This is a genomic window from Mesorhizobium sp. M7D.F.Ca.US.004.01.2.1, assembly GCF_003997785.1.
Taxonomy (GTDB): Bacteria; Pseudomonadota; Alphaproteobacteria; order Rhizobiales; family Rhizobiaceae; genus Mesorhizobium; species Mesorhizobium loti.
The window spans coordinates 1-25,502 of record NZ_RZRQ01000051.1 but is presented as its reverse complement, the minus strand read 5'-3'; the positions used below and the strand labels follow the sequence as shown (position 1 = coordinate 25,502).

Here is a 25,502-nt window from a genome sequence, read left to right as displayed (position 1 = left end):
GTTCCCGCAAGTGAAGATGGACGGCTCCACCGTGATCGGCGGCAAGCGCTACGGCATCACCGAAAAGTTCGGCTACAACACGATCGGCTACAACAAGACCAAGGTCGATCCGGCCGACATGCAGTCGATGGCCGCGCTCACCGGCGACAAGTACAAGGGCAAGGTCGCCATCTACGACTATTACCTGCCGGTCATCGGCATGGCGGCACTCGCCATCGGCAAGAAGACGGCTGAGCTCACCGAAGCCGACCTGCCCGCCCTCAAGGACGAGCTCTTGAAGATGAAAGCCAATGCCAAGCTGGTCGGCGAAGTGACCGCCAGCCAGACGGCGCTGGCGACCGGCGAGGTCGACATACTGGTCGGCGGCGGCGAATGGGTGACGGCGGGCCTAGCCAAGGAGAACCCGGCGCTCGACTTCTCCATCCCCAAGGAAGGTGCGGTTCTGTGGTCGCAGTCGCTGGCCATGTTCAAGGATTCCAAGAACAAGGACGTGGCGCTGAAATTCATCCAGTACATTATGAGCCCGGAAGGCCAGGCGCGCCTTGCTACCTCGTCCTGCTACTGGGGCATGCCGGCCAACACCAAGGCAGCACTCACCGACGACCAGAAGAAGGTCCTGCGCTTCGACGAGCAGCCCGGCTTCCTGGCGCGCGCCCAGGCCTATCCGGCGCCGAACGCCGATCTCGACAAGAAGATGCAGGACATGTGGACCGAAATGCTGCAGGCGAAATGAGCAGATAGCGCTCATGAGCACCTCGGCAAAGGACGGAAACGCCCTGCCCTGGGCGCTGGTCACGCCGGCGCTCGGCTGGACGCTGCTGTTCTTCGTGCTGCCCTTCATCGCCATGGGGTTTTCCAGCCTGACGGCGCATGACGGCGGCGGCTTCACGGCGTCCAATTACAGCCAGTTCTTCACCAACCCTTCCTACTGGCAGGCGATGGTGAACTCGCTGCAAGTAACCGCCATCGTCACAATGGTTTCGGTGCTGCTCGCCTACCCCTTTGCCTGGATCCTCGCCGAACAGGTGCCGGAGCGCTGGCAGCGGCTGGCGCTGATGCTGGCGGTGCTGCCGTTCTGGACCTCCTATGTCGTGCGCTCCTACTCCTGGCTGCTGGTGCTGGCGCAGAACGGCGTCGTCAACCGTGCGCTGACCGGCTCCGGCCTGTTTGCCGAACCGGTGCAACTCGCCAACACCCGTTTCGCCACCGTCACCGGCTTCGTGCATTTCTTCGTCATGCTGTTGACGCTGACGATTTTTGCCAACCTCAAGCAGTTGAGCCCGAGCTACCGCAAAGCGGCGGCCGATCTCGGCGCCGGGCCGGTGCGCACCTTCCTGCATGTCGTGCTGCCGCTGACCTTGCCCGGCATCATGGTCGGCGCCTTCCTCACCTTCGTGCTGTGCATCGGCGACTACATCACGCCGCAGATCCTGGGCGGCAACAACGAGCTGCTGATGCCGCAGCTGGTGATGATGCAGATCGGCCGGCGCGGCGACTTTCCGCTGGCCTCGGCGCTGTCGATCATCCTGATGGCGGTGGTCACCATTGCCTACCTCGCCTGCGCCCGCTGGCTGAAGATCGAGCGGGCCTGAGATGCGCCAGCTCGTCCGCATCGCCTCCTGGCTCTACGCGATCGCCGTCTACGGCTTCATCTTCCTGCCGGTTATCGTGCTGGTGCTGTTTTCGCTGCAGGCGACGTCGTTTCCGATCCCGCCCTTCACCGGGCCATCGCTGCGCTGGTACGAAGCGGTGCTCTCCGATGTCAGGCTGACCTCGGCGCTGGTCAATTCGCTGCTGGTGGCGTCCATCTCGTCGGTCGCCGCCGTCACGCTCGGCTTCCTTTCCGCCTGGGGTTTTGCGCGTTTTGTCCTGCCCGGCTCCGGACTGCTGCGCGGCCTGATCACGCTACCGCTGACGGTCAGCTATCTCATCATCGGCATGGGGCTTCTGGTGCTGTTCAACTGGGCCGGCGTGCCGAAATCGCTGCTGGCCGCCGGCATCGGCCATGTCGTGATCAACCTGCCGCTGTGCTTCGCCATCATCTACAGCCAGATGGGCGACCACCAGATCAACATCGAACGCGCCGCGCGCGACCTCGGCGCGCCGGAATGGAAGGTGCTGCTGCTGATCACCGTGCCGGTCATGGCGCCGGCTATCTTCGCCGGTTTCTTCCTGTCGATGACCTTCTCCTGGGACGAGTTCGTGATCTCCTTCCTGCTCACCCGCTTCGACACCACGTTGCCCGTCGAAATCTGGAACCTGCTGCGTTCCGGCCTCAACCCCAAGACCAATGCGGTCGGCTCGCTGGTCTTCGCCGTCTCCATCGTCCTGGTGGTGTTTTTTGAACTGACATTGCTTCGGAGAAAGCCGGCATGAGCGCGCCCCTTGTCGACATCAGCAGTGTCTCGCATCGCTTCGGCCAGCACACCGTGCTGAAGGATGTCTCGCTGAAGATCGAGCCCGGCAGCTACACGATCCTGCTCGGGCCCTCGGGCTCCGGCAAGACGACGCTCTTGTCCATTCTCGGCGGCTTCGTCACCCCCAGCGAAGGCAAGGTGTTCATCCGTGGCGAGGACTGCACCGCGGTGCCGCCGGCCAAGCGGCCGACGACGACGGTGTTCCAGGACTATGCGCTGTTTCCACATATGAGCGTCGGCAGCAATGTCGGCTTCGGCCTGCGCATGCAGGGTGTCGACGGCACGACGCGCGCGGCAAAGGCGCGCGAGGCGCTGGCGCTGGTTGGCCTCGCTTCCGCCTTCGACAAGAAACCGCACCAGCTTTCCGGCGGCCAGCGGCAGCGTGTGGCGCTGGCCCGTGCGCTGGTGATCGAACCGGCGGTGCTTTTGCTCGACGAGCCGCTCGGCGCGCTCGACCTGAAGCTGCGCCGGCAGATGCAGGATGAGTTGAAAGCAATCCAGAAGCGCGTCGGCACCGCCTTCATCCATGTCACCCACGACCAGGAAGAAGCGATGGCGCTGGCCGACCATTGCGTGGTGATGAATGACGGCCGCATCGAGGACGAAGGACCGCCCGAGCGCGTCTACGCGCGACCGGCGACGCGCTTTTCCGCCACCTTCATGGGCGAGAGCACGATCCTCGCCGGCACGGTCACGGAGGCCACGGACCGGACAAGTACTGTCGCGACGCCGGTTGGGGCGGTTTCACTGCCCGGCGCGTTACCAGTAGGCTCCGCCGTTGCGCTGGCCATACGGCCGGAGCATCTTGTCCTCGGCACAGCTGCAGGCGGTGTCAGGCTCGGCACGGCCGGGGTGAGCGACGTCGTCTTCCAGGGCAGCTTCAAGCGCGTGCTCGCGGCTTCCATCGAAGATCCTTCGGTGCAATTCATCGCCAAGCTGCCCGCGACAGCGACCGTCCAGCCGGGCGACACGGTCGCGATTTCCTGCGATACCGACCGGATCATCCTGCTGACGGATTGAACATGGCAACGCTTCCGCTCATCGAGGCACCAGACTGGTACGAGACCATCCGCATGAGCGATGGCGTGACCTTGATCCACGAGCCGTGGATAAAACCGTTCTTCCGCTGCAACATGTGGCATGTGCGTGGCCGCGACCGCGACCTTCTGTTCGACACCGGGCTTGGCCATTTCAGCCTCCGGCGTCACGTGCCGCTGGTGAGCGAGCGCAAGCTGACCTGCGTTGCCAGCCATACGCATTTCGACCATATCGGCTGCCACCACGAATTTCCCGACCGCTGCGTGCACGCGGCCGAGGCCGACATCCTCGCCGATCCGCGCAATGAATGGACCGCCGCCGGCACCTATGCGACCGACGAGATGTTCGACGGTATGCCACAAGGCTGGGATACGGCTCGCTACAATATTCTGCCCGCACCTGCCGGTCGCCTGCTCGCACAGGGCGATGTCGTCGATCTCGGCGACCGTGCCTTCGAGGTGATCCACACGCCTGGCCATTCACCCGGCGGCATCGCGCTCTACGAAAACAGGACGGGCATCCTGTTGTCCGGCGACATCATCTATGACGGCCCGCTGATCGACGATGTCTACCATTCGGACATATCAGACTACATGGCGACGCTGATGCGCCTGCGCGATCTCGATGTCTCGGTCGTGCATGGCGGACATTTCCCGAGTTTCGGCAAGGTGCGCTACCGCCAGCTTGTTGACGAGTATCTGGAACAGAAGCGGCAAGCCGGCTGCCATCTGCGGCAGGGCGTCTAAGGATCTAGCGCATCAGTTCGAAATGCCGCGGGAACGCCTGATGCAGCAAGAGCAGCATGGTCTTGCGCAGCACGTTGGTGTCACGGCCGCGAGGGTTCAGGTGATCCCAATACCAGGCGCCATGAACCAGATAATTCAGGCTCTCCGACAGGGTGTCTATGTCGACGCCAGTATAACCGCCGCTGCGTGAAATCTCGATCAGCAGCTCGCGCGCCTCGGCGGTGTAGGCAAGGTCGCTCGGCAGGCCGATTTCATTGTAGATCTGCATGCTCTTACGGTCGCTGGAGAACACGACAAAGACCGAAACCCAGTTCGGATGCTGCCGGGCGAAGTTTTGCGCGCAGTTGACCGCCCCGAGCAGGCGCTCGACCGGCGACAAGCCGGGCGCCCGCACCAGCGTAACCCACAATTCATCGTATCGATCACTGAGATACTGCAGGACGGCCCGGAACAGGTTCTCCTTGCTGCGAAAATGGAAGACGACCAGGGCATTGGACGAGCCGACATGCTCGGCGATGCGCTGCATGGTGACGCTTGCCAGCCCCTCCTCCGCGATGAGTTCGATGGTGGCGTCTATGATCCGCTGCACGCTGGCTTCGCCGCGCTCGCGCCGACGGTCCTTGGGCGGCGCGGCATCATTTGCCGAAACCCCGTCCTTGGCCATTGCGCCTTTGCGTTTTGCCGCTGCAGCCTTTTGTTGCGCCATCTTCGTCCAGTTCCTTTCGGACCTTGTGGCGGCGATCGCCGGTGCCGCCACGGATCCGTCTATTCGAGGTGCCCGGCGTCGGCTCACCACAAGCGAAGCCGGAGATCAAGCACCATCGCGGCAAGGGCCGCATCGCCCGATCAGAGCGACGGGCGCGTTTCGGTGTTTGTGTACCATTGTCCCTTGGCCGTCTCATAGGCCATGGCCGCCCGGAAAACATCGGCGTCGCAATAGGTGCGGCCGACGATCTGGATGCCTGTCGGCACGCCGCTCGCCGCCCGGCCCGAAGGCACGGACAGAACAGGACAGCGGCTCATCATGTTGAACGGCGTCGTCATCACCCAGCCCAGCGACGGGTTCACCTGCTTGCCGTTGATCTCAACCGTACCCGTGGTCTGATCGAACTCCGCCGGCACGGAGGGAAGCGCGTTGGTCGGGCAGATTAGGACATCGTAGGTCTCCAGCAGCGGCCCCAGCGTCTGGTACATCCTGGCCGCCACGTCGAGGGTCCCGACAAAATCCGCGGCTTTGGACTTCTGCCCGTCCTCGGCGAACTGCCTGGCATAGGTCGTCATGTCCTTGCCGTGCTCCTTGAGCAATTGCGACAGCGAGGCGCCGAAGAGATGTTCGAGATAAGCCATGCCGGCCTTGAGCACGTCATCGCCCCAGCCCAAATCGACTTCCTCGACCGTGGCGCCAAGCGAGCGGAACACATCGCAGGCCGCAAGCGTGTTCTTGCGCACATCGGCATCCACTTCGAAAGAACCAAGGTCCATCGAGAAAGCAATCTTCCAGCCCTTGATCGGCTTGTAATCCAGCGGCAGGCGCAGTTTTGGGCGCAGCGTGGCGATGTCGAGCGGGCTCGGTCCGGACATGACGTTCTGCAGCAGGATCGCATCCCCGACGTTTCGCGCCAGCGGTCCGGTGTGGCAGTAGAAGTCGAGGTTGAACGGCGGCTCGTCCGGATTGCGGCCATAGGGCGGCTTGAAGCCGACAAGACCGCAGGCCGACGCTGGAATGCGGATCGATCCGGCAATGTCCGAGCCGGTGGCGATCGACGACGTGCCGGAAGCCAGCGTCGCCGCGGAACCTCCCGACGAACCGCCAGGGGTGAAATCCGGATTCCACGGATTGCGCGTCACGCCCCAGCGTCTCGACCAGGTGTAGCCGGCGCAGCTGAATTCAGGCGTCGCCGTACGGGCATGGACGATGCCTCCGGCCTTGATGATGCGCTCGTTCATCGTCGAGGTATGACCACCGATGGCATCCTTCGACAGCAGCGAGCCGTTCGATGTCGGCTTGCCCTTGATATAGCTCTCGTCCTTGATGCCGATGGGCAGCCCCTCGAGCGCCCCGGTGCGGGCGCCCTTGGCGTATTTCGCCTCGGCTTTCCTGGCCAGATCCATCGCCTCATCGAAATGTGTGAAGGTGAAGCAGTTGATCGTCGGCTTGGTGGCCTCGGCGCGGCGGATGGTGGCCTGCATCAAGTCGACAGGCGAAAGTTTCTTCGCCTTGAACAGCCGCAGCGCCTCGCTGGCCGGCATGTAGCAAAGGTCGAGATCGGTCATGGGAAGTCTCCTGCGATCGGCGGATCGCGTTTGGCATGAATAGACAGGAGGTGGCCGCGCCGCGTGTGCGGCGCGGAGAACCCGGATCAGGTCATTTCTGAAGGTCGGTCCAGATTTTCGTGTAGAGCGCCTGCACATCCGGCGGACAGGCCTGCATGAACTGGCCCTTGGCGGCGAACTCGGCGGGAACATCGACTTCCGGCACCCCTTTCATGTCCGCGGGCATGAAGGCTTCCGAGCCCTTGATGCCGTTGGCATAGCGGGCAAAGGCCGAGATCAGAGCGGCATTTTGCGGATCCATGACGAAGTTCTGGAAGAGCTTGGCATTTTCGACGTTTTTGGCGTCCTTCAGCACCGCGACATTGTCCATCCAGATCGGATAGCCTTCCTTGGGATAGCCATAGGCGATCTTGTCGTTCTGCAACCGCTGGCGCAGCGATATGCCGTTCCAGTTGACCCCGGCGGCGATGTCGCCCTTGCCCAGGCCATCGACGGCGCCGTAGTCGAAGGACAGCCATTTTGCCTTGGCCTCGACCAGCTTGTCGCGCACCTTCTTCAGCACCACCTTGTCGGCCGTGCAGTACTGGCCGCCTTCATAGGCGATGGCGAGGAACATGATGTCACCCATCTCGGGCACGACATTGATCTTGCCGACGAGCTCGGGCGGCGGGTCGAGGAAGATCGCGGACGTGTTGATGTCGCCGGAATAGACCGACTTGTTGACCGACACGCCGGTCGTGCCCCATTGCCATGGAACGGTGTATTTGCGGCCCGGATCGAATGGCACGTCGACCCATTTCGGGTCCATATTCTTGAAGTTCTCCATGTTGTTGGGATCGGTCTCCAGCAGCAGGCCTTCGCTGATCCAGATCGGAACGACGCTTGCCGAAGGCACGACGATGTCGAAACCGGCGCCGCCCTGGCGGATCTTGGCAAGTGCAGTGTCGTTGGAATCGAAGTCGGTGACGGTGACCTTGACCTTGTAGGTCTCCTCGAACTTCTTGATCAGGTCGGGGCTGGTGTAGTTGCCCCAATTGTAGATGTTGAGCTCGCCCTCGGCACGGGCCACGCCCGTGACAGTCAGCAACGACAGCCCGATGGCCGTCGCGGTCAGTTTCCAGTTCATGCTCCATGCTCCCATTGTTGGGACCGGCGGCGTTACGGCCTCAGGTCCGTTTCCGGCTGACGAAAAAGAAAGCGGTGACGATGCCGATCGACAGCACCAGGAAGGCTGTCGAGATTGCATTGATCTCGGGTGTGACGCCGCGGCGGATCTGGCCGAGCATGTAGGTGGGCAGCGTGTCCTGGCCACCGGATTTGACGAATTCGGTGATGACGACGTCATCCAGCGAGACGACGAAGGCGAGCATCAGCCCGGCCAGAATGCCCGGCCAAAGCAGCGGCAAGGTCACGTGCCGGAACGTCTTCCATTTGGTCGCGTAGAGGTCGGCCGCCTCGGTTTCGAGCGCCAGGTCCATGCTTTCGAGTCGCGCCCGGATCGGCAGATAGGCAAAGGGGACGCAGAAAGCGGTGTGCGCGGCGATGAGGTAGCCGAGGCCGGAATAGCCGGTCCAGATCTTGATGCGCGAAAACACGATCAGCAACGCCACCGCGGTCACGATCTCCGGCACCATGAGCGGCTGGTTGATGAAGGCGTATTTGAAGGTCAGTCCGCGATAGGGTTTGGTCCGGGTCGTCGCCAGTGCCGCCATGGTCGCCGAGATCGTCGCCAGCAGCGCAGCGACGGCCGCGATCTGGAACGAGCGGATCGACGATTCGATCACCAGCCCGTTGTTCCAGGCCACATGGAACCAGCGCAGCGAAAAGCCCTTCCAGATCGCCAGGGAATCGTTGTCGTTGAAGGCGTAGACCACCAGCGTGGCGATCGGCAGGTAGAGCAGGAAGAAGCACAGTATCGCCAGGCTGACGAAGCCGTTCTGCCGCCGGACGTCGAAGCGCTTAGCCATGGGCGCCATCCGACCTGGTCGTGTTGCGGACATAAAACAGCAGCGCCACCATGACGATCACCATCAAGGTGATCGACAGCGCCGCGCCAAGCGGCCAGTTTCGGCCCTGGCCGAACTGCAGCTCGATCAAATTGCCGATCATCAGGTTGGTGCCGCCACCCAGCACGCGCGGCGTCACATAGGCGCCAAGCGAAGGAATGAAGACGAGGATCGAGCCGGCGACGATGCCCGGCGTGACCAGCGGGATGATGATGCGCCTCAACACCTCGAACCGCGTCGCGTAGAGATCATAGCCCGCCTCGACAAGGCGGAAATCGATCTTCTCCATGCTGGCGTAGAGCGGCAGCACCATCAGCGGCAGGAAGACGTAGACCATGCCGGCCAGGACGGCGAAATTGGTGTACATGAGCTGGACGGGATGGTCGGTGATGCCAAGCAGCTGCAGCGCTGAATTGATGATGCCGTCATTGCGCAGCACTTCCTGCATGGCGAAGGTGCGGATCAGAAGGTTCGTCCAGAACGGTATGGTGATCAGGAACAGCCAGATGTCGCGCCGGTGATCCGGCCGCGTGGCGATGAAATAGGCGGTGGGAAAGCCCAGGATCAGGGTCAGCACAGTGGTTGCCAGCGACAGCGACACCGAGCGCCAGAAGATCGACAGATACGCAGTGGCGAAGGACAGCGTGTCGTCAAAGACATCGCGCTCGAACAGCACGCTCACCCAGGCGTCGGTCGAGAACTGCCATTTCACATCGCCGTAATTGCCTGGCGTCAGGAAGGAATAGACGACCACGATCAACAGCGGCCCAAGGGCCGCTAGGAAGACGATCAGCAGCGCTGGGGCCGAAAGCAGCCAGCGCAACCGGATATCGTCACGTTCGGCCTGTTCGGCGACCTCTTTCGCGGTTCCCATCGCCCTAGTCCTTCAGCAACTGGGCGGCGTCATCGCCGATGGAAATGCCGACCCTGGTGCCGTTTTCGAAACCGCAGCCGGCGCTGCGCGAATTCTGCTGGCGCACCATGAAGACATCGCCTTCGTCCAGCCGGACATGGATATGCGTGTCGGTGCCGAAATAGACGATGTTCTCGATCGTGCCGCTCAGATCGCCACGACCTTTGACGAGCTTCGCATGTTCAGGCCGGACCATCAGCGTTGCATTGCTGCCGGCGCGGAAGTCCACGGCGGCGGTCGCACAGATCTTCGCACCCGAGCGCAAGGCGACCTGCGCCTGGCCATTGCCTGCCTTTTCGACCGTGCCGGTCAGGAAGTTCGTCTCGCCGATGAAGTCGGCGACGAACCGCTCCGCCGGGTGGTCATAGACATCCCATGGCGTGCCGACCTGCAGGATGTTGCCCGACGACATCACCGCGATGCGATCCGACATGGTCAGCGCTTCTTCTTGGTCGTGGGTGACGAAGATGAAGGTGATGCCGGTCTCATGCTGCAGCCGCTTCAGCTCGATCTGCATTTCCTTGCGCAGCTTGTAGTCGAGCGCCGACAGCGGCTCGTCGAGCAGCAGCACTTTCGGCTGCGGCGCGAGCGCCCGGGCCAGCGCCACGCGCTGCTGCTGGCCGCCGGAGATCTGGCTGGTGCGCCGGTTCTTCAATTCCTGCATGTGGACGAGTTTCAGCATCGCGTCGACACGCGCCTCGATCTCGACCTTCGGCCTGCCCAGCATCTTCAGACCGAAGCCGATATTGTCGGCGACCGTCATGTGCGGGAACAGCGCATAGGACTGGAAGACAGTGTTGACCGGCCGCTTGAAGGGCGGCAGCGGTGCAATGTCCTGGCCATAGAGCAGGATCTCGCCGTCGGTCGGAAAGTCGAAGCCGGCAATCAGCCGCAGCAGCGTCGTCTTTCCGCAGCCGGATGGGCCAAGCAGCGTGAAGAATTCATTTTCGCGGATCGCGACGGAGACATTATCGAGCGCTCTGACCGAATCCTGGCCGGTTCCCCGAAAGACCCTGGTGACGCCCTTCGCCTCAACGGCGGGCCGCATGGCTGTCAAGATATTCCCCTCTCCCTGGTGGCCATTCACCCGCTAACGCCGGCTGGCCAACTCAATCCTCGACCTCAGGAATAACTGTGACTAAACATACAGTCAATATCTTTTTGCCGGCATGACCACGGCATCAACCAGTGATGCTGTGGCCGATGCGCCGGTGAACCCGTCATGAGATGGTCAAGGACGAGGCCATTGATGAATTGGGGCAAGTTTGCGGCGCCAACCTGCAGGTGGTGGCGCAGTGAATGGACGTTCTTTGCGTCAGATCCTCAGCCGCGCAGGCGTCGTGCCGCTGGTCATCAGGCCGATGATCCATATGCCTCGGGAGTTACAGCGCCCTTTGTGGGCATGGCGCTCCGGCGGCGTCACCACAGCGCGACGCCGTGGGCTGAGGTCGGAAGCTCGTCTCTTCGGACTGGCGCACCAGTTCGGCAAAGAGAAGCGCGAAGCTTCCCAACATCAGGAAGACGATGATCAGGCGTGTTACCGGCAATAGGTCGGCCTCGACTGGCTAGCCCCCACGCCACCCATCCACTGCCGGCTAACATGGCCGACCTGGCTTTACGAGAGCTTAAGCCCGGTCTTAACCATCACATTCGCGTAGCCTTTGACATGATGCGCGAACGGCAAGTCCGCATCCCGCCGTTGCGCGGCCGCCTTGCCATCCGGGATGGCTTGTCACGGAATAGCGGCTCCCTTTGCAGACGCACCCCGCCCATGCTACCCCGGCGCTGGCGCGGCCCAGCAACCGGCCGCTGCCAACCGGTCGTCATCGGGGAGCCATGAGCAAAGCCGCCAGCCGTATCGCCTTCGTCTCGTCCGACACCACTGACGCCAAGACGGCGCTGGAAAGCCTGTCGGCGCGCTATGGCCAATCCTCCGTCGAGGATGCCGAGATCGTCGTTGCGCTTGGCGGTGACGGCTTCCTGCTGCAGACCCTGCGCGACACGATGGGGACCGGCAAGAAGGTCTATGGCATGAACCGTGGCACCATCGGTTTCCTGATGAACGAATACCGGTCCGGTGGCCTCACCGAGCGTATCGCGGCCGCCGTCGCCGAAACGATCCGCCCGCTGGAGATGCTGGCCGTCACCTCGGACGGCGAAACGGTTTCGGCGCTGGCGATCAACGAGGTGGCGCTGTGGCGCCAATCCTACCAGACGGCCAAGATCCGTATCACCGTCGACGAGCAGGTCCGGCTCGAGGAGCTGAGCTGCGACGGCGTGATGATCGCGACGCCTGCCGGATCCACCGCCTACAATCTTTCGGCGCACGGGCCGATCCTGCCGCTCGATGCGCCACTGCTGGCGCTGACCCCGGTCAGCCCGTTTCGCCCGCGCCGCTGGCGCGGTGCGCTGCTCTCCAACAAGGCGACCGTGCGCTTCGACATTCTCGAGCCGGAAAAGCGGCCGGTGAACGCCGCCGCCGACCATACCGAGGTCAAGGCGGTGACCTCGGTAACGGTACGGGAATCACCAACGGCGACAGCAACGTTGCTGTTCGATCCCAATCATTCCTGGAACGAGCGCATTCTGGCCGAGCAGTTCCGCTACTGAGCCGGCGCAGTGACCAACACCTCGATTAAGCATCCCGATTAAGGTTACAACTTCACAATCGCACCAATGCCGCCCGTTTCTGTTGACAAATCGCGGGCTTGCGCCTAATCGCAATACCAATCTTGCAGGCGCGTGGCGCTTGCCGCGACAGACGCCGTTGCGCTTCCCCGAACCAGCCAAAGACAACAACACTTGTCCTCAGACACCACGACCGCTCAAGAAGCGTTGACCTTCGCAGACCTCGGCCTGTCGCCGAAGGTCCTTTCCGCAGTCACCGACGCCGGCTACACCCAGCCGACGCCGATCCAGGCTGGTGCCATTCCGCACGCCTTGCTCGGTAAGGATATTCTGGGCATCGCCCAGACCGGCACAGGGAAAACGGCTTCCTTTGTGCTGCCAATGCTGACCCGCCTCGAAAAAGGCAGGGCTCGTGCCCGCATGCCGCGCACGCTGATCCTGGAGCCGACGCGCGAGCTCGCCGCACAGGTCGAAGAGAATTTCATCAGATACGGCAAGAACCACAAGCTCAACATCGCACTTCTGATCGGCGGCGTGTCGTTCGACGAACAGGACAAGAAGTTGGAGCGCGGTGCCGACGTGCTGATCGCGACGCCCGGCCGCCTGCTCGACCACCGCGAACGCGGCAAGTTGCTGCTCAACGGCGTCGAGATCCTCGTCATCGACGAAGCGGACCGTATGCTCGACATGGGCTTCATTCCCGACATCGAGCGCATCTGCGAGATGATTCCGTTCACCAGGCAGACGCTGTTCTTCTCGGCGACGATGCCGCCCGAAATCACCAAGCTCACCGAAAAGTTCCTGCATGCGCCGGTGCGCGTCGAAGTCTCGAAGGCCGCGTCCGCGGCGACCAACATCATCCAGCGGCTGGTCAAATCCGGCTCCAAGCCATGGGACAAGCGCGAGACATTGCGCAACCTCATCAAGGCCGAAGATGCGGAACTGAAGAACGCCATCATCTTCTGCAACCGCAAGGTCGAAGTGTCGGAGCTGTTCCGCTCGCTGCTGAAGTATGATTTCGACGCCGGTGCGTTGCATGGCGACATGGACCAGCGCGCGCGCATGCAGATGCTGGCCAATTTCCGCGACGGCAAGCTGCGCTACCTCGTCGCTTCCGACGTCGCCGCGCGCGGCCTCGACATCCCGGATGTCAGCCACGTCTTCAACTACGACGTGCCGATCCATGCCGAGGATTATGTCCACCGCATTGGCCGCACTGGCCGCGCCGGGCGCTCTGGAAAATCCTTCACCATCGCGACCAAGTCGGATACCAAGTACATCGACGCCATCGAGCGGCTGATTGGCAACAAGATCGAATGGCATGACGGCGACCTGTCGACAGTGGTCGCCAGCGAAGGCGGCGAGGACGACGCTCCGCGCCGTGGCAAGGGCGCCCCGCGCCGTGCCGGCCGCAAGGACGATGACCGCAAGGACCGGGGTGAGCGCAAACCGCGCGAACGCCACGCCAGGCCAAGCGAAGATGCGGCACCGGCAATGGTACGCGAGGAGCAGCCTGATGTGGTCGAGACCGCGGTCGCCGACATCGGCGAACGGCGCTCGCGCAAGGAAGCGATCCGTTCGGAAAACACCGAGCGCAAATCATCCGATCGCAACGAGCAGCGCGCACCGGAACGCGGCGACACCAGGCCGCAGCGCGACAGCAACCGCCCTGCCCGCCAACGCCACCAGGAAGATAACGACTCCACCGTCGGCTTCGGCGATGACATGCCGGCCTTCATGCGGATCGTCGCCAAGGTCTGACCCCGAGCGAAGGCAAGCCAGCCATCCGGCTTGCCTTCTCGGCAAGGCTCCTAAAGCGTGTCGCGTCTGAACGGGTTCAAACGACCCGCTTTAAGTCTCTGTTCACGTCGACATGGATCAGCCTGGTTCGCCCGTTACATTGGCCCGGGCATCATCTTGGTCGGCTTTTCCAGCATCGGAAACTCGGCCTTGTTGCATTTCACGTTCGGGTTCGTCGGACTGAACATGCCGTTCGGGTTGTCCCCGAGCCAGGCGTGAAGATCATAGTGGACGAACTCTTTCGGGATGAGCGGATAGTGTCCCTCCATCGGGCCCATGAAGGTTTGGCCAAACAGCTTCGGCGGTGCCTTGATGTCCGGCGTCAGCGGCACGAGCCATTCCACGCCCACCAGGCGCAGGCCCTTCTTGGTCGGTTCGTAAATCAGCACATTGGGGTGCATCGGGTCGAGTTTCTGGCCGACACTCGGGACATTGACGAAATGGATACCCATGGCGCCCTTCGGGTAATCCATCGCGCCCGGTATCTTTTCTCCGCTGTAATAGACGCAGCCGACTGTCGACAGATAAAGGTCGCGGACGGCGGCGGTGTAGTCCTCATATTTGGCGAGCGACTTTTTCAAGGCATCGATGTCGGCCTTGTTGGCGTCCTCGGCCAGGGCCGTAGCGATGCCCAACCATGCGCTTGCGAGACTTGTTAAAGCGAGGACGCCGCAGCGCCCAAGGGTGGCTGTTCTTGCCATGCATTCCTCCCAGACTTTCTGATCTGGCCGTGCAAGACCGAGGCGGAAAAATGCTGATTGCGCGGCCAGTTTGTACCGCCTCATCCCCTCCGGAACAGCGATGATGCTATTCCTTTGCATGGCTGCGCGAAAGCTCTTATTTTAGCAAAGACTAATCCTATGGTGCTCCATCTGAAGAGCGCCGACATCAGCTCAAGCAAAAACGGCCCCCACGCGGGGGCCGTTTCGCATTGATTTGCCGAACAGCTCAGGTGAGCGGCGACAACTGAATCTCGACACGGCGGTTCTGGGCGCGGCCTTCGGCTGTCGCATTGGACGCGACGGGACGCGTCTTGCCGAAACCGGTGACGGCGAAGCGGCGCTGATCGACGCCCTGGCCGGACAGATAGTTGGCGACGGCCAGCGCGCGGCGCTGCGACAAGTCGAAATTGTGCTGGTCACCGCCGGTCGAATCGGTGTGGCCGAAGACGTCGACCGTGGTCTGCTTGAACTTCTTCAGCACCAGCGCAACCGAGTTCAGCACCTGGTAGAAGCCGGGCTTCACCGCATCCTGATCCGAGTTGAAGGTGATGTCCGACGGCATGTTGAGGATGATCTGGTCGCCGCTACGGGTGACGCTGACGCCGGTGCCCTCGAGCTGCCGGCGCAGTTCGGCTTCGTTCTGGTCCATGGTGGCGCCGATGGCGCCGCCGGCCAGCGCGCCGATGCCGGCGCCGATCAGCGCGTTGCGGCGGTCATTGCCGCCAGCAAGCAAGCCAAGGCTGGCACCCGCCAGGGCGCCAAGGCCGGCGCCGGCCGCCGTGTTGGAAATCTTCTGGTCGCCGGTATACGGATCGGTGGTGGTGCAGGCACTCACGAGCACAGCCGTCGCCACGACGACGAGCACAGTCTTTTTCATAGGATCGTCCCTCTCCAAGTCACGCCTTGCGGTGGCGCCAAATCAGCCCTTCCCGCGACTTGTACCATGAATTGCGGCGAAAAGCGGAACGGCAAAAGCGCCGCCCATGGCTTTTCCCGGAGGACTAATGCCCGACGAAAGCGCCGCATCGCCGTGCCGGAATGGCCTGATCAGGCTACCAGAGATTCTTGCCGTCGATGATCACCACTTCGACCTTGTCGAGATCGAAATCGTCGAACAGCCGCGAGTTGACGCTGATCTTGGGATTGTCGAAATCCGGCTCGCCGGTCGACCAGTCCGGCGTTTCGGTAAAGGTGCCGCAGCCGCAGGTGGCGCAAAAACCGTGCCTTACGGTTTTCGACCCCCACTCGTAGACAGAAACGTTCTCCGGCGGGCTGGTAAGCTTGAATTGCGATGGAACGTAGTAGGCCCAGAGCGAGCCGCGTTTCGAGCAGAACGAACAGGTGCATTGCGTCACCGTCCGCGGTGCCTGCGAAACCTCGAATGTCGTCGCCTTGCAATGACAGCTTGCCTTGATGGTCATCAACGAACTCCTCCTGTCGCCCGCCGCTCTGTACGGCAAAGGCAGCATAAGGAGGTGCTCCTGACAACTGTCTGTCAGCAGGCATCCACCGAACCACGGAAACCCGGCCTGTCGTCAATAAGAGCGCGGCGGCACGAACAGGCAGATTGTCTTGCCAGCGTCGAGACCGGCCTGATGCGCGCACCAGTGAAACTCGCCGTCCGGGCTGTCCTTGACGCGCTTGTCGCTCATTGGAACGACCTCACCCGTTCCGGCGATGACATAGCCCTCGGGCTTCTCCAACACTTCGCCGGTATGGGTGGTGCGACAATCATAGTTGGCGCAGCATGCGAATGGGTAACTCCAGCCTTGCGGCTTTGCCGCCGTGGGCGTGGCGTCATGTGCGAAGGCAGGTGCCGTCAGCATTGCGGTCGCGCCGATTGCGAGCAGGGAAAACAAAAGTCGGCCAGCCGGTTGAACGGCATTGGCCGATCTGGATGTGGCAGCAGACATGGAAACGTTCCTTTCAAACGAGCGTCAAGCGTTTCGCTTGCCCGTTCCCGGAACGTGTCTTCCCAGCGGCCAGATCGTCAGCTTGCAGATATGCCGCGACCGGCCATAAATGCTTTTTGTCTCCCCTCAATGCCGTGATGGTGAGCGCAAATGTGAGTCGACGCAAGAAATTGCTGCGTGGCCGGCCGAAGCCTATTCGTCGACGGATCCAGCTGCCACGACGTGCTCTTCATACTGCGGCAGATCGTCAGCGATGGTGAACCAGCCGGCCTTCGAGCCGACGAAAATATGCGCGGTCGGACGGATGGCCGGATCGTCGACGAGGGTTCCCATGGCGACATGGACGTAGGCGCCATCGCGCACGAGCGAATAAAGCAAGGAGCCGCACCGGCCGCAATGCGCGTCATGGCCGCTTTCGTCGCCGAAGATCAGGAGCTTGTCTTGCCCCGCGGTGAGGGCAAACTTGCCGCGTTCGATGCCGGCGAAAGGCTTGAAGGCCGAACCGGTGGTGCGCCGGCAGTTCGAACAATGGCAATTCCCAGCATAGATGAATTCGTCGGCGACCTCGTAGTGAACCGCGCCGCAAAAGCACTTTCCGGTGAGCTTGCTCGGCACTCTCTCCTCCGTCGCTGTGGTGCGCAGGGTATGTTCAGATTCAGGTCAGCCCGAGTTTGCAGGCCGGCCTCACCTGAATATGAGCATACACTAGTCCAGGTCCGCCACGGCTTCACCGGCACCGCCTTCGATGCGCTGCGACAACGAGGCTTCCATGAAATCGTCGAGGTCGCCATCGAGCACGCTCGACGGGCTGGTGCTCTCGACGCCGGTGCGGAGATCCTTCACCAGCTGATAGGGCTGCAGCACATAGGAGCGGATCTGGTGACCCCAGCCGATGTCGCTCTTCGACGCTTCGGTGGCGTTTGCAACCGCCTCGCGCTTTTTCAGCTCTTCCTCGTAGAGGCGCGAGCGCAGCATTTCCCAGGCCTTGGCCTTGTTCTTGTGCTGTGAACGTTCGGCCTGGCAGGCGACGGCGATGCCAGTGGCCAGATGTGTGATACGCACCGCCGAATCGGTGGTGTTGACGTGCTGGCCGCCGGAGCCGGACGAGCGATAGGTGTCGATGCGGACGTCGGATTCGGAAACGTCGATCTCGATCGTGTCGTCGATGACCGGATAGACCCAGACGCTGGCGAAGGACGTGTGCCGGCGCGCATTGCTGTCATAGGGCGAAATACGCACCAGGCGATGCACGCCCGATTCCGTCTTCATCCAGCCATAGGCATTGTGGCCCTTGATCATCAACGTGGCGGACTTGATGCCGGCCTCCTCGCCGTCATGCACTTCCAGCACCTCGACCTTGAAGCGGCGTCGCTCGGCCCAGCGCGTGTACATGCGCAGCAGCATCGAGGCCCAATCCTGGCTTTCGGTGCCGCCGGCGCCGGCATGGATTTCGAGATAGGTGTCGTTGGCGTCGGCTTCACCCGACAGCAGCGTCTCGACCTGGCGCGCCTTCGCCTCGCCCTGCATCGAGCGGATCGCGGCTTCAGCCTCGGCGATGACGCCCTCGTCGCGTTCTTCCTCGCCGAGCTCGATCAGGCCGATATTGTCTTCCAGCGCCTGCGTCAGACCTTTCACCGAGGCGATGCCTTCTTCGAGGCCCTGGCGTTCGCGCATCAGCTTCTGCGCTTCCAGCGGCTCGTTCCAGAGGCTGGCATCCTCGGCGCGCACATTGAGGTATTCAAGCCGCTTTATGGCCTGATCCCAGTCAAAGATGCCTCCTCAGCAGGGTTATCGCCTGCCTGATCTCGTCGACAATATTCTGCGTTTCCGCGCGCATGGCTGGCTGTTCTGTCCTGTTTGCTGAAATCGGTCGGCGCGATACATAGGGAGGCCGCCGCCGGCTGTAAAGCAAAATGGGCTGGCGCAAGGCCAGCCCATCCGCTCATGAAAATCGTCAGTAGAGGCCGCCGCCGCCGGACTGGATGGCTTGATTGGCCTGCGGCGACAGCGCGCCACCGGTGGCATTGGAGCCGTCGGCGCCCATGCCGATCACCCAATAGCTGTCGGCGGGACCGGTGCCCGGCTTGAAGGCTTCGATGATGGTGCCCGGATCGCCCGATGCGGCACGCATGCCGGTCTTGCGGTTGATGGCGACCAGGTTCATGCCTTCGGGCACCTTGAAGTCGACATTCGGCGTGCCGTCCAGCGCCACCCGCATGAAGTCCTTGAAGATTGGTGCTGCGAGACCACCACCAGTGGCGCCATGACCCAGGCCGCGCGGCGTGTCGTAGCCCATGTAGAGACCGACGACGAGGTTGGGCGTGTAACCGATGAACCAGGCGTCCTTTTCGTCGTTCGTCGTTCCGGTCTTGCCGGCGATATGGCGGCCAAGTTCGCCGATGGTGGCACCGGTGCCGCGCTGCACGACACCCTCCATCATCGAAGTGATCTGGTAGGCCGTCATCGGATCGAGCACCTGCTCAGAATTGTCGACCAGTTCAGGCTCCGGCTGGTTCTGCCATTCGGGCGCATTGCAGCCCTGGCAGCCACGTTCATCCTGCTTGAACACCGTCTTGCCGTAGCGATCCTGGATGCGGTCGATGAGCGACGGTTTGATCGACTTGCCGCCATTGGCCATGATCGAATAGGCCGACACCATGCGCATCACGGTCGTTTCGCCGGAGCCCAGCGCCATCGGCAGATAGGGCGCCAGATGGTCGTAGACGCCAAAGCGCTCGGCATATTCGACGACCAGCTTCATGCCCATGTCATTAGCAAGCCGCACCGTCATCAGGTTGCGCGACTTCTCGATGCCGGAGCGCAGAGTCGCCGGACCAGCGACGGTCCCGTCGTAGTTCTTCGGCGTCCAGGTCGTGTTGCCGCTCTGGATGGTGATCGGCCCGTCCATGATCACCGAAGCCGGCGTATAGCCATTGTCGAGCGCCGCCGAATAGACGATCGGCTTGAACGAGGAGCCCGGCTGGCGCATGGCTTGCGTCGCGCGGTTGAATTCGGACTGCGCGTAGGAGAACCCGCCGACCATGGCCAGCACGCGGCCGGTATGCGGATCCATGGCGATCAGGCCGCCCTCAACCTCTGGAACCTGGCGCAGGCTGTAGGCATTGTCGGAGCCATCGTTCTTCTGCACAAAGATGACGTCGCCCGGCTTCAACACCTCCGCCGGCGACTTGGCCTTGACGGTCTTGCCGTCGACCACATGGCGCATGGCAAAACCCATGTCCTCCTTGCTGACGGTGCCTTCGACGCGTTCCTTGACGATGTCGCCGGATGCCTGGCGCGCGGGCTGCAGGCCGATCGACAGGCCTGTCGCCGAACTGTCGAGCACGACGGCGAGCGACCACTCGGGAACATCCTCCAGCCCCTTGACGGCGCCCAGCGGGACGCCCCAATCGCCGGACACGTCGATTGATTTCACCGGTCCGCGATAGCCGCGCAGCGTGTCGTATTTCATCAAACCGTTCTGCATCGCCGTGCGGGCAATGAGCTGGACCTTCGGGTCAAGGGTGGTGCGAATGGACAGGCCGCCCTCATAGAGCGCGTTCTCGCCATAGCGGGCGATGATCTGCCGGCGAACCTCTTCCGTGAAATACTCGCCAGCGAAAAGATAGGAGCCGGTGCGGCGCGGGGCAACGCCAAGCGGCTCGGCTTTCGCTTTCGCACCCTCTTCGGGGGTGACGTAGCCGTTCTCGACCATCTGGCCGATGACCCAGTTTCGCCGCTCAAGCGCGCGATCGGCATGCTTGAAGGGATTGTAGTTGGCCGGACCTTTCGGCAGCGATGCCAGATAAGCGGCCTCGGCCACAGTCAATTCGTTCACCGACTTGTCGAAATAGGTCAGTGCGGCGCCGGCGACACCATAGGCGTTGAAGCCAAAGAAAATCTCATTGAGATAAAGCTCAAGGATACGGTCCTTGGAATAGGCCTGTTCGATGCGAAACGAAAGGATGGCCTCCTTGACCTTGCGTTCCAGGGAGCGCTCGTTAGTGAGGAGGAAGTTTTTGGCAACCTGTTGGGTGATCGTCGAACCGCCCTGCATCGGTCCACCCGAAACGTAAGTGAGCGCCGCGCGGCCCAATCCCGTTATGTCCACGCCAGGGTGGGTGTAGAAATTCTTGTCCTCGGCCGACAGAAAGGCCGCCTTGACACGGTCGGGGATCGCCTGAATCGGCAAATATAGGCGCCGTTCGCGCGCATATTCCGCCATGAGAGAGCCATCCGAGGCATGGATGCGGGTAGTCACCGGCGGCTCGTACTTGGCCAGCACTTCGTAGTCAGGCAGATCCTTTGCCACATGGCCGATGTAGATCGCAACGCCCGCCGCGACCAGAAGGGCCAGCGTCGTGCCGATGCCAAAAAAATAGCCAATGAGACGAATCATACCCGCTCCAGTCCTTGGTTCGGGAATTTCCTAAACGAAGCCGCCTTTCGCGCAAGCTTTCGAGCCGGTCCCAATCCGTAATCGAAAACCCTTGTCGCCACCATGTGGACAAAATACGGCAATGCCGGATTTCGCGGCCGCGAGCCGGAAATAAAAGCACCGGGTGTTGTCGTCGCGCAACGCCGCCTCTGGTTGCAGGCGCCGCCAGGCATGTCAGCCTCCGGTTCCCGGTCCGGCCTTGGCTGAAGCAAAAAGCGCGACGGCATTGGTTATGCTCTGGGCGGCCTTGCCCCGCCAGTCGGCGTTGAGCAGCTGCGCCTCGTCCTTGGCGTTCGAGAGGTAACCGAGTTCGACCAGCACGGACGGCACATCGGGTGCCTTGAGCACCTTGAAGCCCGCCGAACGCTGGGGATTGTTGATAAGGCCGACGCTGGTCGACAGCTGGCCGACCAGCGTGTGGGCGAAACTCATCGAGAAATTGTGCGTTTCGCGGCGGATCAGGTCGATCAGGATGTCGGTGACTTCCTTTTTGTCGTTCTTGATCTCCATGCCGGCGAACTGGTCGGAGAGGTTTTCTCGGTCGGCAAGCGCCTGCGCCTCGGGATCCGAAGCCCTGTCGGAGACGGTGTAGACGGTGGCGCCGCGAATGCCCTTGACGCTGATTGTGTCGGCATGGATGGAAATGAGCAGGTCGGCCTCATGCTGCCGGGCAATGCGCACGCGATCGTCCAGACGTAGGAATTCGTCTGTGTCGCGCGTCATGAACACATCGTAATTGCCGACGGCTGCGAGTTTGTCGCGCAGCTCCGTGGCGAAGGCCAGCGTGACGTTCTTCTCGATGGTGCCGTTCAGGCCCTCGGCGCCGCCGTCGATGCCGCCATGGCCGGGGTCAATGACCACGGTGAAACGATGGCCCGGATTGGACACCGGTCCGGTGCCGACCCGCCCTCCCTTGTCGGTCGAAACCGTCGATCCGGTGGTCAGCGCCTGATTTGCAAGTGCGGCATCAAACTCGCGTGCGGAGACTGCCGACATGTCGATGGCAATGCGGTAGCCGGTTCCGTCCTCATTCTTGAGCACATCGAGCTTGTCGACGGCGAACGGTCCCTTGCCGGTGAGGATCAGCCGCGAAACGCCCTCGCCGAGTTCGCCCAGGCGCACACCCTTGACCAGGCCGCGTGCTTTCAAATCCTTGGCGTCAATGGCGAATCTCGTATTGGCGAGATCGATGACAAGGCGGTTGGGGCCGCGCAACAGGAACCATTTGATATCGGGTTCGCGATCGAAATCCATGACGATGCGCATCTTGGTGGCATCGCCGGCCATCTTGTAGCCTTTTGCCACCAGCGGAGCGTCGGCGGCATTGGCAATCGAGGAAAAGGCAGAACAGATCGCCAGCAGCAGCAAGAGGCGGAAGGCGCAGAGAATCCGGCCGCCAACACGACATCCCTTGTCTGTGAAGTCTGCCAGTCCCATCTCTCTTCCAGTCGCTCCCGGTTTGGCGCCAGGCGCCCGGTCGTTTCGTCGAAATGCCGGTTAGGCCGCGAACTCGATTAACGATTGGTATCCAGAGAAGGTTAACCAAGCCTTTTCATGCAAGGATCGTAACCCAGACTTACGTTACGGAACTGCTTTTTGCCGGCATCGGAAATCGGGGTTGCCTTCCACCCCGCCAAATCATAAAAGCGATGGTGGATCACTGCAATCCTGGAACCGCCCTCCTCCGCAGCTTCCTGCTACAGGGTCAGATGAAAAAGGCGGCTCCTTTCGCTTCACGCGAAAAGGGTTCAGGTGATCGCGACGAATTTCGCAGGTGTGCGCCCGTGGCGGGGGAATCGCCTGCGTGAGGAAAACGGCCGGGTTTGTTCCCGCGCCGGCTCTGTATGAGCAAACAAGCTGGTCCGGTTCGTCCGGGCTTTGGTTCAAAAGGTTCTGCTGGTGACGATGGCTTCAAGCGCAATCATGGAAAGGTCCGCATCAAACCGCGCCATTGTGGCTGCGGGCGGCACCGCCATGGCGCTCAAGCGACGGCCGGCGGACGTTAAGATATCCGGCACCCACACTCCAGACACGCAGCAGCAGGCATTGCCTCGCAAGCTGCGGCTGACGGCTGCCGGGGGGAAACGAAATAATGCCCAACAAAATGCTGATAGACGCCTCCCACCCGGAGGAAACACGCGTTGTCGTCGTTCGCGGTAACCGTATTGAAGAATTCGACTTTGAATCCCAGGACAAGAAGCAGCTCAAAGGAAACATCTACCTAGCCCGCGTAACGCGCGTAGAGCCCTCCCTTCAGGCAGCCTTTGTCGAATATGGCGGCAACCGTCACGGTTTTCTCGCCTTCAGTGAAATTCACCCTGACTACTACCAGATTCCGGTCGCCGATCGTCAGGCACTGCTGCGCGCCGAAGCGCAGGAGGCCGAGGACGAGGAAAACGAGGACGGCGACGGCGATGATCGCCAGAGCCGCGATCGTGGACGGCGCGGCCGCCGGCGCGGCGGCAAGCCCCGCGACCGCGGTGAGCACAAGCGCGATGCAGCCGATTCCGACGAGGCAAGCGAAGGCAGCGACAATGGCGACGTCGTTGTCGAAGAGATCTCCCACACCTCCGAGATCATCGAACACGCAGCCGATACATCGGAACATTCGGATGCCTCGGGGCATGCCGACGCGTCCGAGCATGAGGAAGCTTCAACTGACCAGGACGAAGCAGAGCCCCGCGAAGGCGGCCCGACATCGATCGCCGCCGCGGTCGAAGGCGATGTGATTTCCGAAGCCGTTCCCCAAGCGGAACAGGGCAGCGAAGCCACGTCAGGCGACAATGATCGCGGCATGCTCGAGGAAGTACAGTCCTCGCATCCGGACGATCACGAGGTCGAATCGGTCGGTGCCGAGGATGCGCTGGAAGAAGTGCGCAATCGCCGCAAGCCGGTGCGCCGCCAGTACAAGATACAGGAAGTGATCAAGCGCCGGCAGATCCTGCTGGTGCAGGTCGTCAAGGAAGAGCGCGGCAACAAGGGCGCGGCCCTCACCACCTATCTGTCGCTTGCCGGCCGCTATTCGGTGCTGATGCCGAACACGGCGCGCGGCGGCGGCATTTCGCGCAAGATCACCAGCGCGGTGGACCGCAAGCGCCTGAAGGAAGTCGTTGCCGATCTCGAAGTGCCGCAAGGCATGGGCGTCATCCTGCGCACCGCCGGCGAGAGCCGCACCAAGGCCGAGATCAAGCGCGACTACGAATATCTGATGCGGCTTTGGGAAAATGTCCGCAATCTCACCTTGCAGTCCACGGCTCCCGCCCTGGTCTATGAGGAAGGCAGCCTGATCAAGCGTTCGGTGCGCGACCTCTACAACAAGGATATCGACGAGATTCTTGTCTCCGGCGAGGAAGGCTATCGCGAGGCCAAGGACTTCATGCGCATGCTGATGCCGAGCCACGCCAAAGTGGTTCAGCCGTTCCGCGACACGACGCCTATCTTCGTGCGCAACGGCATCGAGGCGCAGCTCGACCGCATGCTGCAGCCGCAGGTGACGCTGAAGAGCGGCGGCTACATCATCATCAACCAGACCGAGGCGCTAGTTGCCATCGACGTCAATTCGGGCCGCTCCACCAAGGAGCACTCGATCGAGGACACCGCGCTCCACACCAATCTGGAAGCGGCCGAGGAAGTCGCGCGTCAGCTCAGGCTGCGCGACCTTGCCGGCCTGATCGTCATCGACTTCATCGACATGGAGGAGAACCGCAACAACCGCTCCGTCGAGAAGCGGCTGAAGGATCACCTCAAGAACGATCGTGCGCGCATCCAGGTCGGCCGTATCTCGCATTTCGGCCTGATGGAGATGTCACGCCAGCGCATCCGCGCCAGCGTGCTGGAATCGACCATGAAGCCCTGCCCGCATTGCGGCGGCACCGGCCATGTGCGCTCCGATTCGTCGGTCGCGCTGATGGTGGTGCGGGCGATCGAGGAATTTCTGCTCAAGGATTCGCGCAGCCACATCACGGTGCGGACGCCAGCGGCGACCGCACTCTATGTACTCAACCACAAGCGCGGCACGCTGGTGGAACTCGAAAGCCGCTTTGGGCTGACGATCACCGTCGAGGCCGACGATTCGGTCGGTGCGCAGCACTATGCGATCTTCCGCGGCGCGCTGGCTGAAAAGCCGGAAGGCTTTGTCGAGGCGCGCAGCTTCCCGGCTTATGTCGAGCCGGAAGAGCCCGAGGACGAGATTGTCGTCGTCGAGGAAGACGATGAAGCGCCGGTGCAGGCCGAACAGCCACGCCAGCAGCCGCAGCAACAACAGCCGCGGCCTGCCGCCGGTGGCGAGGAAGGCGAAGGCCGCGACCGCAAGCGTCGCAAGCGTCGGCGTCGTCGCGGTGGCAAGGATCGCGACCGCGAACATGGCGCCCCTGCGGACGGTGGTTCCGTCTCGGCGTCAGCCGATGAGTTCTCCGACTCGGCCGCCAGCGATAGCGACGCGGAAGCGGACGACAACGCCACTGTTGGTGTTGCCGAAACGTCGGAAACGGTTGAAGCGTCGGACGAAAGCCAGGGCACTTCGGATGAAGGCCCGGGCAAGAAGCGCCGGCGCGGCAAGCGCGGCGGCAAGCGCAACCGCCGCGAAGACGGTGAAGGCGAGGCCGAGG

General features: G+C 62.2%; 22 protein-coding genes. 8 read left to right on the top strand and 14 right to left on the bottom strand.

Annotated features, from left to right (window positions below; genetic code table 11):
* The 5 genes from EN993_RS10600 to EN993_RS10580 form a co-directional block, all read left to right on the top strand.
* Nucleotides 1–733 (top strand): extracellular solute-binding protein (locus EN993_RS10600; protein ID WP_127263162.1); only part of this gene is annotated, 733 nt, incomplete at its 5' end.
* Between the two features lie 13 nt (nucleotides 734–746).
* Nucleotides 747–1,592 carry an ABC transporter permease gene (locus EN993_RS10595; RefSeq protein ID WP_127263161.1) on the top strand — a complete coding sequence of 282 codons (846 nt, stop codon included), beginning with the start codon at nucleotides 747–749 and terminating at the stop codon, nucleotides 1,590–1,592.
* Between the two features lies 1 nt (nucleotide 1,593).
* Nucleotides 1,594–2,376, top strand: coding sequence for an ABC transporter permease (locus EN993_RS10590; protein WP_127263160.1), 783 nt, complete (start codon nucleotides 1,594–1,596; stop codon nucleotides 2,374–2,376).
* Nucleotides 2,373–3,437 (top strand): ABC transporter ATP-binding protein, encoded by a 1,065-nt coding sequence (locus tag EN993_RS10585; protein ID WP_127263159.1) that lies wholly within the window; start codon nucleotides 2,373–2,375, stop codon nucleotides 3,435–3,437. Before EN993_RS10590 ends, EN993_RS10585 begins: the two co-directional genes overlap by 4 nt.
* 2 nt (nucleotides 3,438–3,439) lie before the next feature.
* Nucleotides 3,440–4,201 (top strand): MBL fold metallo-hydrolase, encoded by a 762-nt coding sequence (locus EN993_RS10580; protein ID WP_127263158.1) that lies wholly within the window; start codon nucleotides 3,440–3,442, stop codon nucleotides 4,199–4,201.
* 4 nt (nucleotides 4,202–4,205) lie between these two features.
* Here the strand turns inward: EN993_RS10580 and EN993_RS10575 are convergent, their stop codons facing one another.
* The 6 genes from EN993_RS10575 to EN993_RS10550 form a co-directional block, all read right to left on the bottom strand.
* Entirely contained in the window at nucleotides 4,206–4,907 is a 702-nt protein-coding gene (locus tag EN993_RS10575) for a TetR/AcrR family transcriptional regulator (protein ID WP_127263157.1), read from the bottom strand.
* Nucleotides 4,908–5,047: 140 nt separating this feature from the next.
* Entirely contained in the window at nucleotides 5,048–6,475 is a 1,428-nt protein-coding gene (locus tag EN993_RS10570) for an amidase (RefSeq protein ID WP_109671683.1), read from the bottom strand.
* 91 nt (nucleotides 6,476–6,566) lie between these two features.
* The gene (locus tag EN993_RS10565) at nucleotides 6,567–7,601 is read right to left on the bottom strand and encodes an extracellular solute-binding protein (RefSeq protein ID WP_109671684.1); all 1,035 of its coding nucleotides are present in this window, start codon (nucleotides 7,599–7,601) and stop codon (nucleotides 6,567–6,569) included.
* Nucleotides 7,602–7,641: 40 nt separating this feature from the next.
* The gene (locus EN993_RS10560; RefSeq protein WP_127263156.1) at nucleotides 7,642–8,442 is read right to left on the bottom strand and encodes an ABC transporter permease; all 801 of its coding nucleotides are present in this window, start codon (nucleotides 8,440–8,442) and stop codon (nucleotides 7,642–7,644) included.
* Nucleotides 8,435–9,355 carry an ABC transporter permease gene (locus tag EN993_RS10555; protein WP_109671685.1) on the bottom strand — a complete coding sequence of 307 codons (921 nt, stop codon included), beginning with the start codon at nucleotides 9,353–9,355 and terminating at the stop codon, nucleotides 8,435–8,437. Before EN993_RS10555 ends, EN993_RS10560 begins: the two co-directional genes overlap by 8 nt.
* Nucleotides 9,356–9,359: 4 nt before the next feature.
* Nucleotides 9,360–10,442, bottom strand: coding sequence for an ABC transporter ATP-binding protein (locus tag EN993_RS10550; protein ID WP_127263155.1), 1,083 nt, complete (start codon nucleotides 10,440–10,442; stop codon nucleotides 9,360–9,362).
* Nucleotides 10,443–11,230: 788 nt separating this feature from the next.
* On the opposite strand from EN993_RS10550, the gene EN993_RS10545 reads away from it, so the two are divergent.
* Together EN993_RS10545 and EN993_RS10540 are read left to right on the top strand one after the other, a co-directional pair.
* A complete protein-coding gene (locus EN993_RS10545; protein ID WP_109671687.1) occupies nucleotides 11,231–12,004 on the top strand; it encodes an NAD kinase in 774 nt (257 codons plus the stop codon).
* Between the two features lie 192 nt (nucleotides 12,005–12,196).
* Nucleotides 12,197–13,783 (top strand): DEAD/DEAH box helicase, encoded by a 1,587-nt coding sequence (locus EN993_RS10540; RefSeq protein WP_164548698.1) that lies wholly within the window; start codon nucleotides 12,197–12,199, stop codon nucleotides 13,781–13,783.
* A gap of 134 nt (nucleotides 13,784–13,917) precedes the next feature.
* Here EN993_RS10540 and EN993_RS10535 read toward each other — a convergent pair whose 3' ends face one another.
* From EN993_RS10535 to EN993_RS10500, 8 genes are all read right to left on the bottom strand, one after another.
* Entirely contained in the window at nucleotides 13,918–14,523 is a 606-nt protein-coding gene (locus tag EN993_RS10535) for a hypothetical protein (protein WP_109671689.1), read from the bottom strand.
* 247 nt (nucleotides 14,524–14,770) lie between these two features.
* Nucleotides 14,771–15,421 carry an OmpA family protein gene (locus EN993_RS10530; protein WP_013531371.1) on the bottom strand — a complete coding sequence of 217 codons (651 nt, stop codon included), beginning with the start codon at nucleotides 15,419–15,421 and terminating at the stop codon, nucleotides 14,771–14,773.
* Nucleotides 15,422–15,596: 175 nt separating this feature from the next.
* Nucleotides 15,597–15,965, bottom strand: coding sequence for a GFA family protein (locus EN993_RS10525; RefSeq protein WP_109671690.1), 369 nt, complete (start codon nucleotides 15,963–15,965; stop codon nucleotides 15,597–15,599).
* A gap of 114 nt (nucleotides 15,966–16,079) precedes the next feature.
* Nucleotides 16,080–16,457: a hypothetical protein gene (locus EN993_RS10520; protein ID WP_109671691.1), complete on the bottom strand. Its 378-nt coding sequence runs from the start codon at nucleotides 16,455–16,457 to the stop codon at nucleotides 16,080–16,082.
* Nucleotides 16,458–16,649: 192 nt separating this feature from the next.
* The gene (locus EN993_RS10515; RefSeq protein ID WP_109671692.1) at nucleotides 16,650–17,072 is read right to left on the bottom strand and encodes a GFA family protein; all 423 of its coding nucleotides are present in this window, start codon (nucleotides 17,070–17,072) and stop codon (nucleotides 16,650–16,652) included.
* Between the two features lie 90 nt (nucleotides 17,073–17,162).
* Nucleotides 17,163–18,294 (bottom strand): peptide chain release factor 2 gene (gene prfB, locus EN993_RS10510; protein ID WP_109671693.1). Its coding sequence is split into 2 segments (ribosomal slippage): nucleotides 17,163–18,227 and nucleotides 18,229–18,294, totalling 1,131 coding nucleotides; the frame shifts between segments, so codons are not numbered across the junction.
* A gap of 117 nt (nucleotides 18,295–18,411) precedes the next feature.
* Nucleotides 18,412–20,856 (bottom strand): penicillin-binding protein 1A, encoded by a 2,445-nt coding sequence (locus EN993_RS10505; RefSeq protein WP_109671694.1) that lies wholly within the window; start codon nucleotides 20,854–20,856, stop codon nucleotides 18,412–18,414.
* Nucleotides 20,857–21,069: 213 nt separating this feature from the next.
* Nucleotides 21,070–22,332: an N-acetylmuramoyl-L-alanine amidase gene (locus EN993_RS10500; protein WP_127263154.1), complete on the bottom strand. Its 1,263-nt coding sequence runs from the start codon at nucleotides 22,330–22,332 to the stop codon at nucleotides 21,070–21,072.
* Nucleotides 22,333–22,987: 655 nt separating this feature from the next.
* On the opposite strand from EN993_RS10500, the gene EN993_RS10495 reads away from it, so the two are divergent.
* A partial coding sequence (locus tag EN993_RS10495; RefSeq protein WP_164757605.1) for a ribonuclease E/G occupies nucleotides 22,988–25,502 on the top strand: 2,515 nt, incomplete at its 3' end.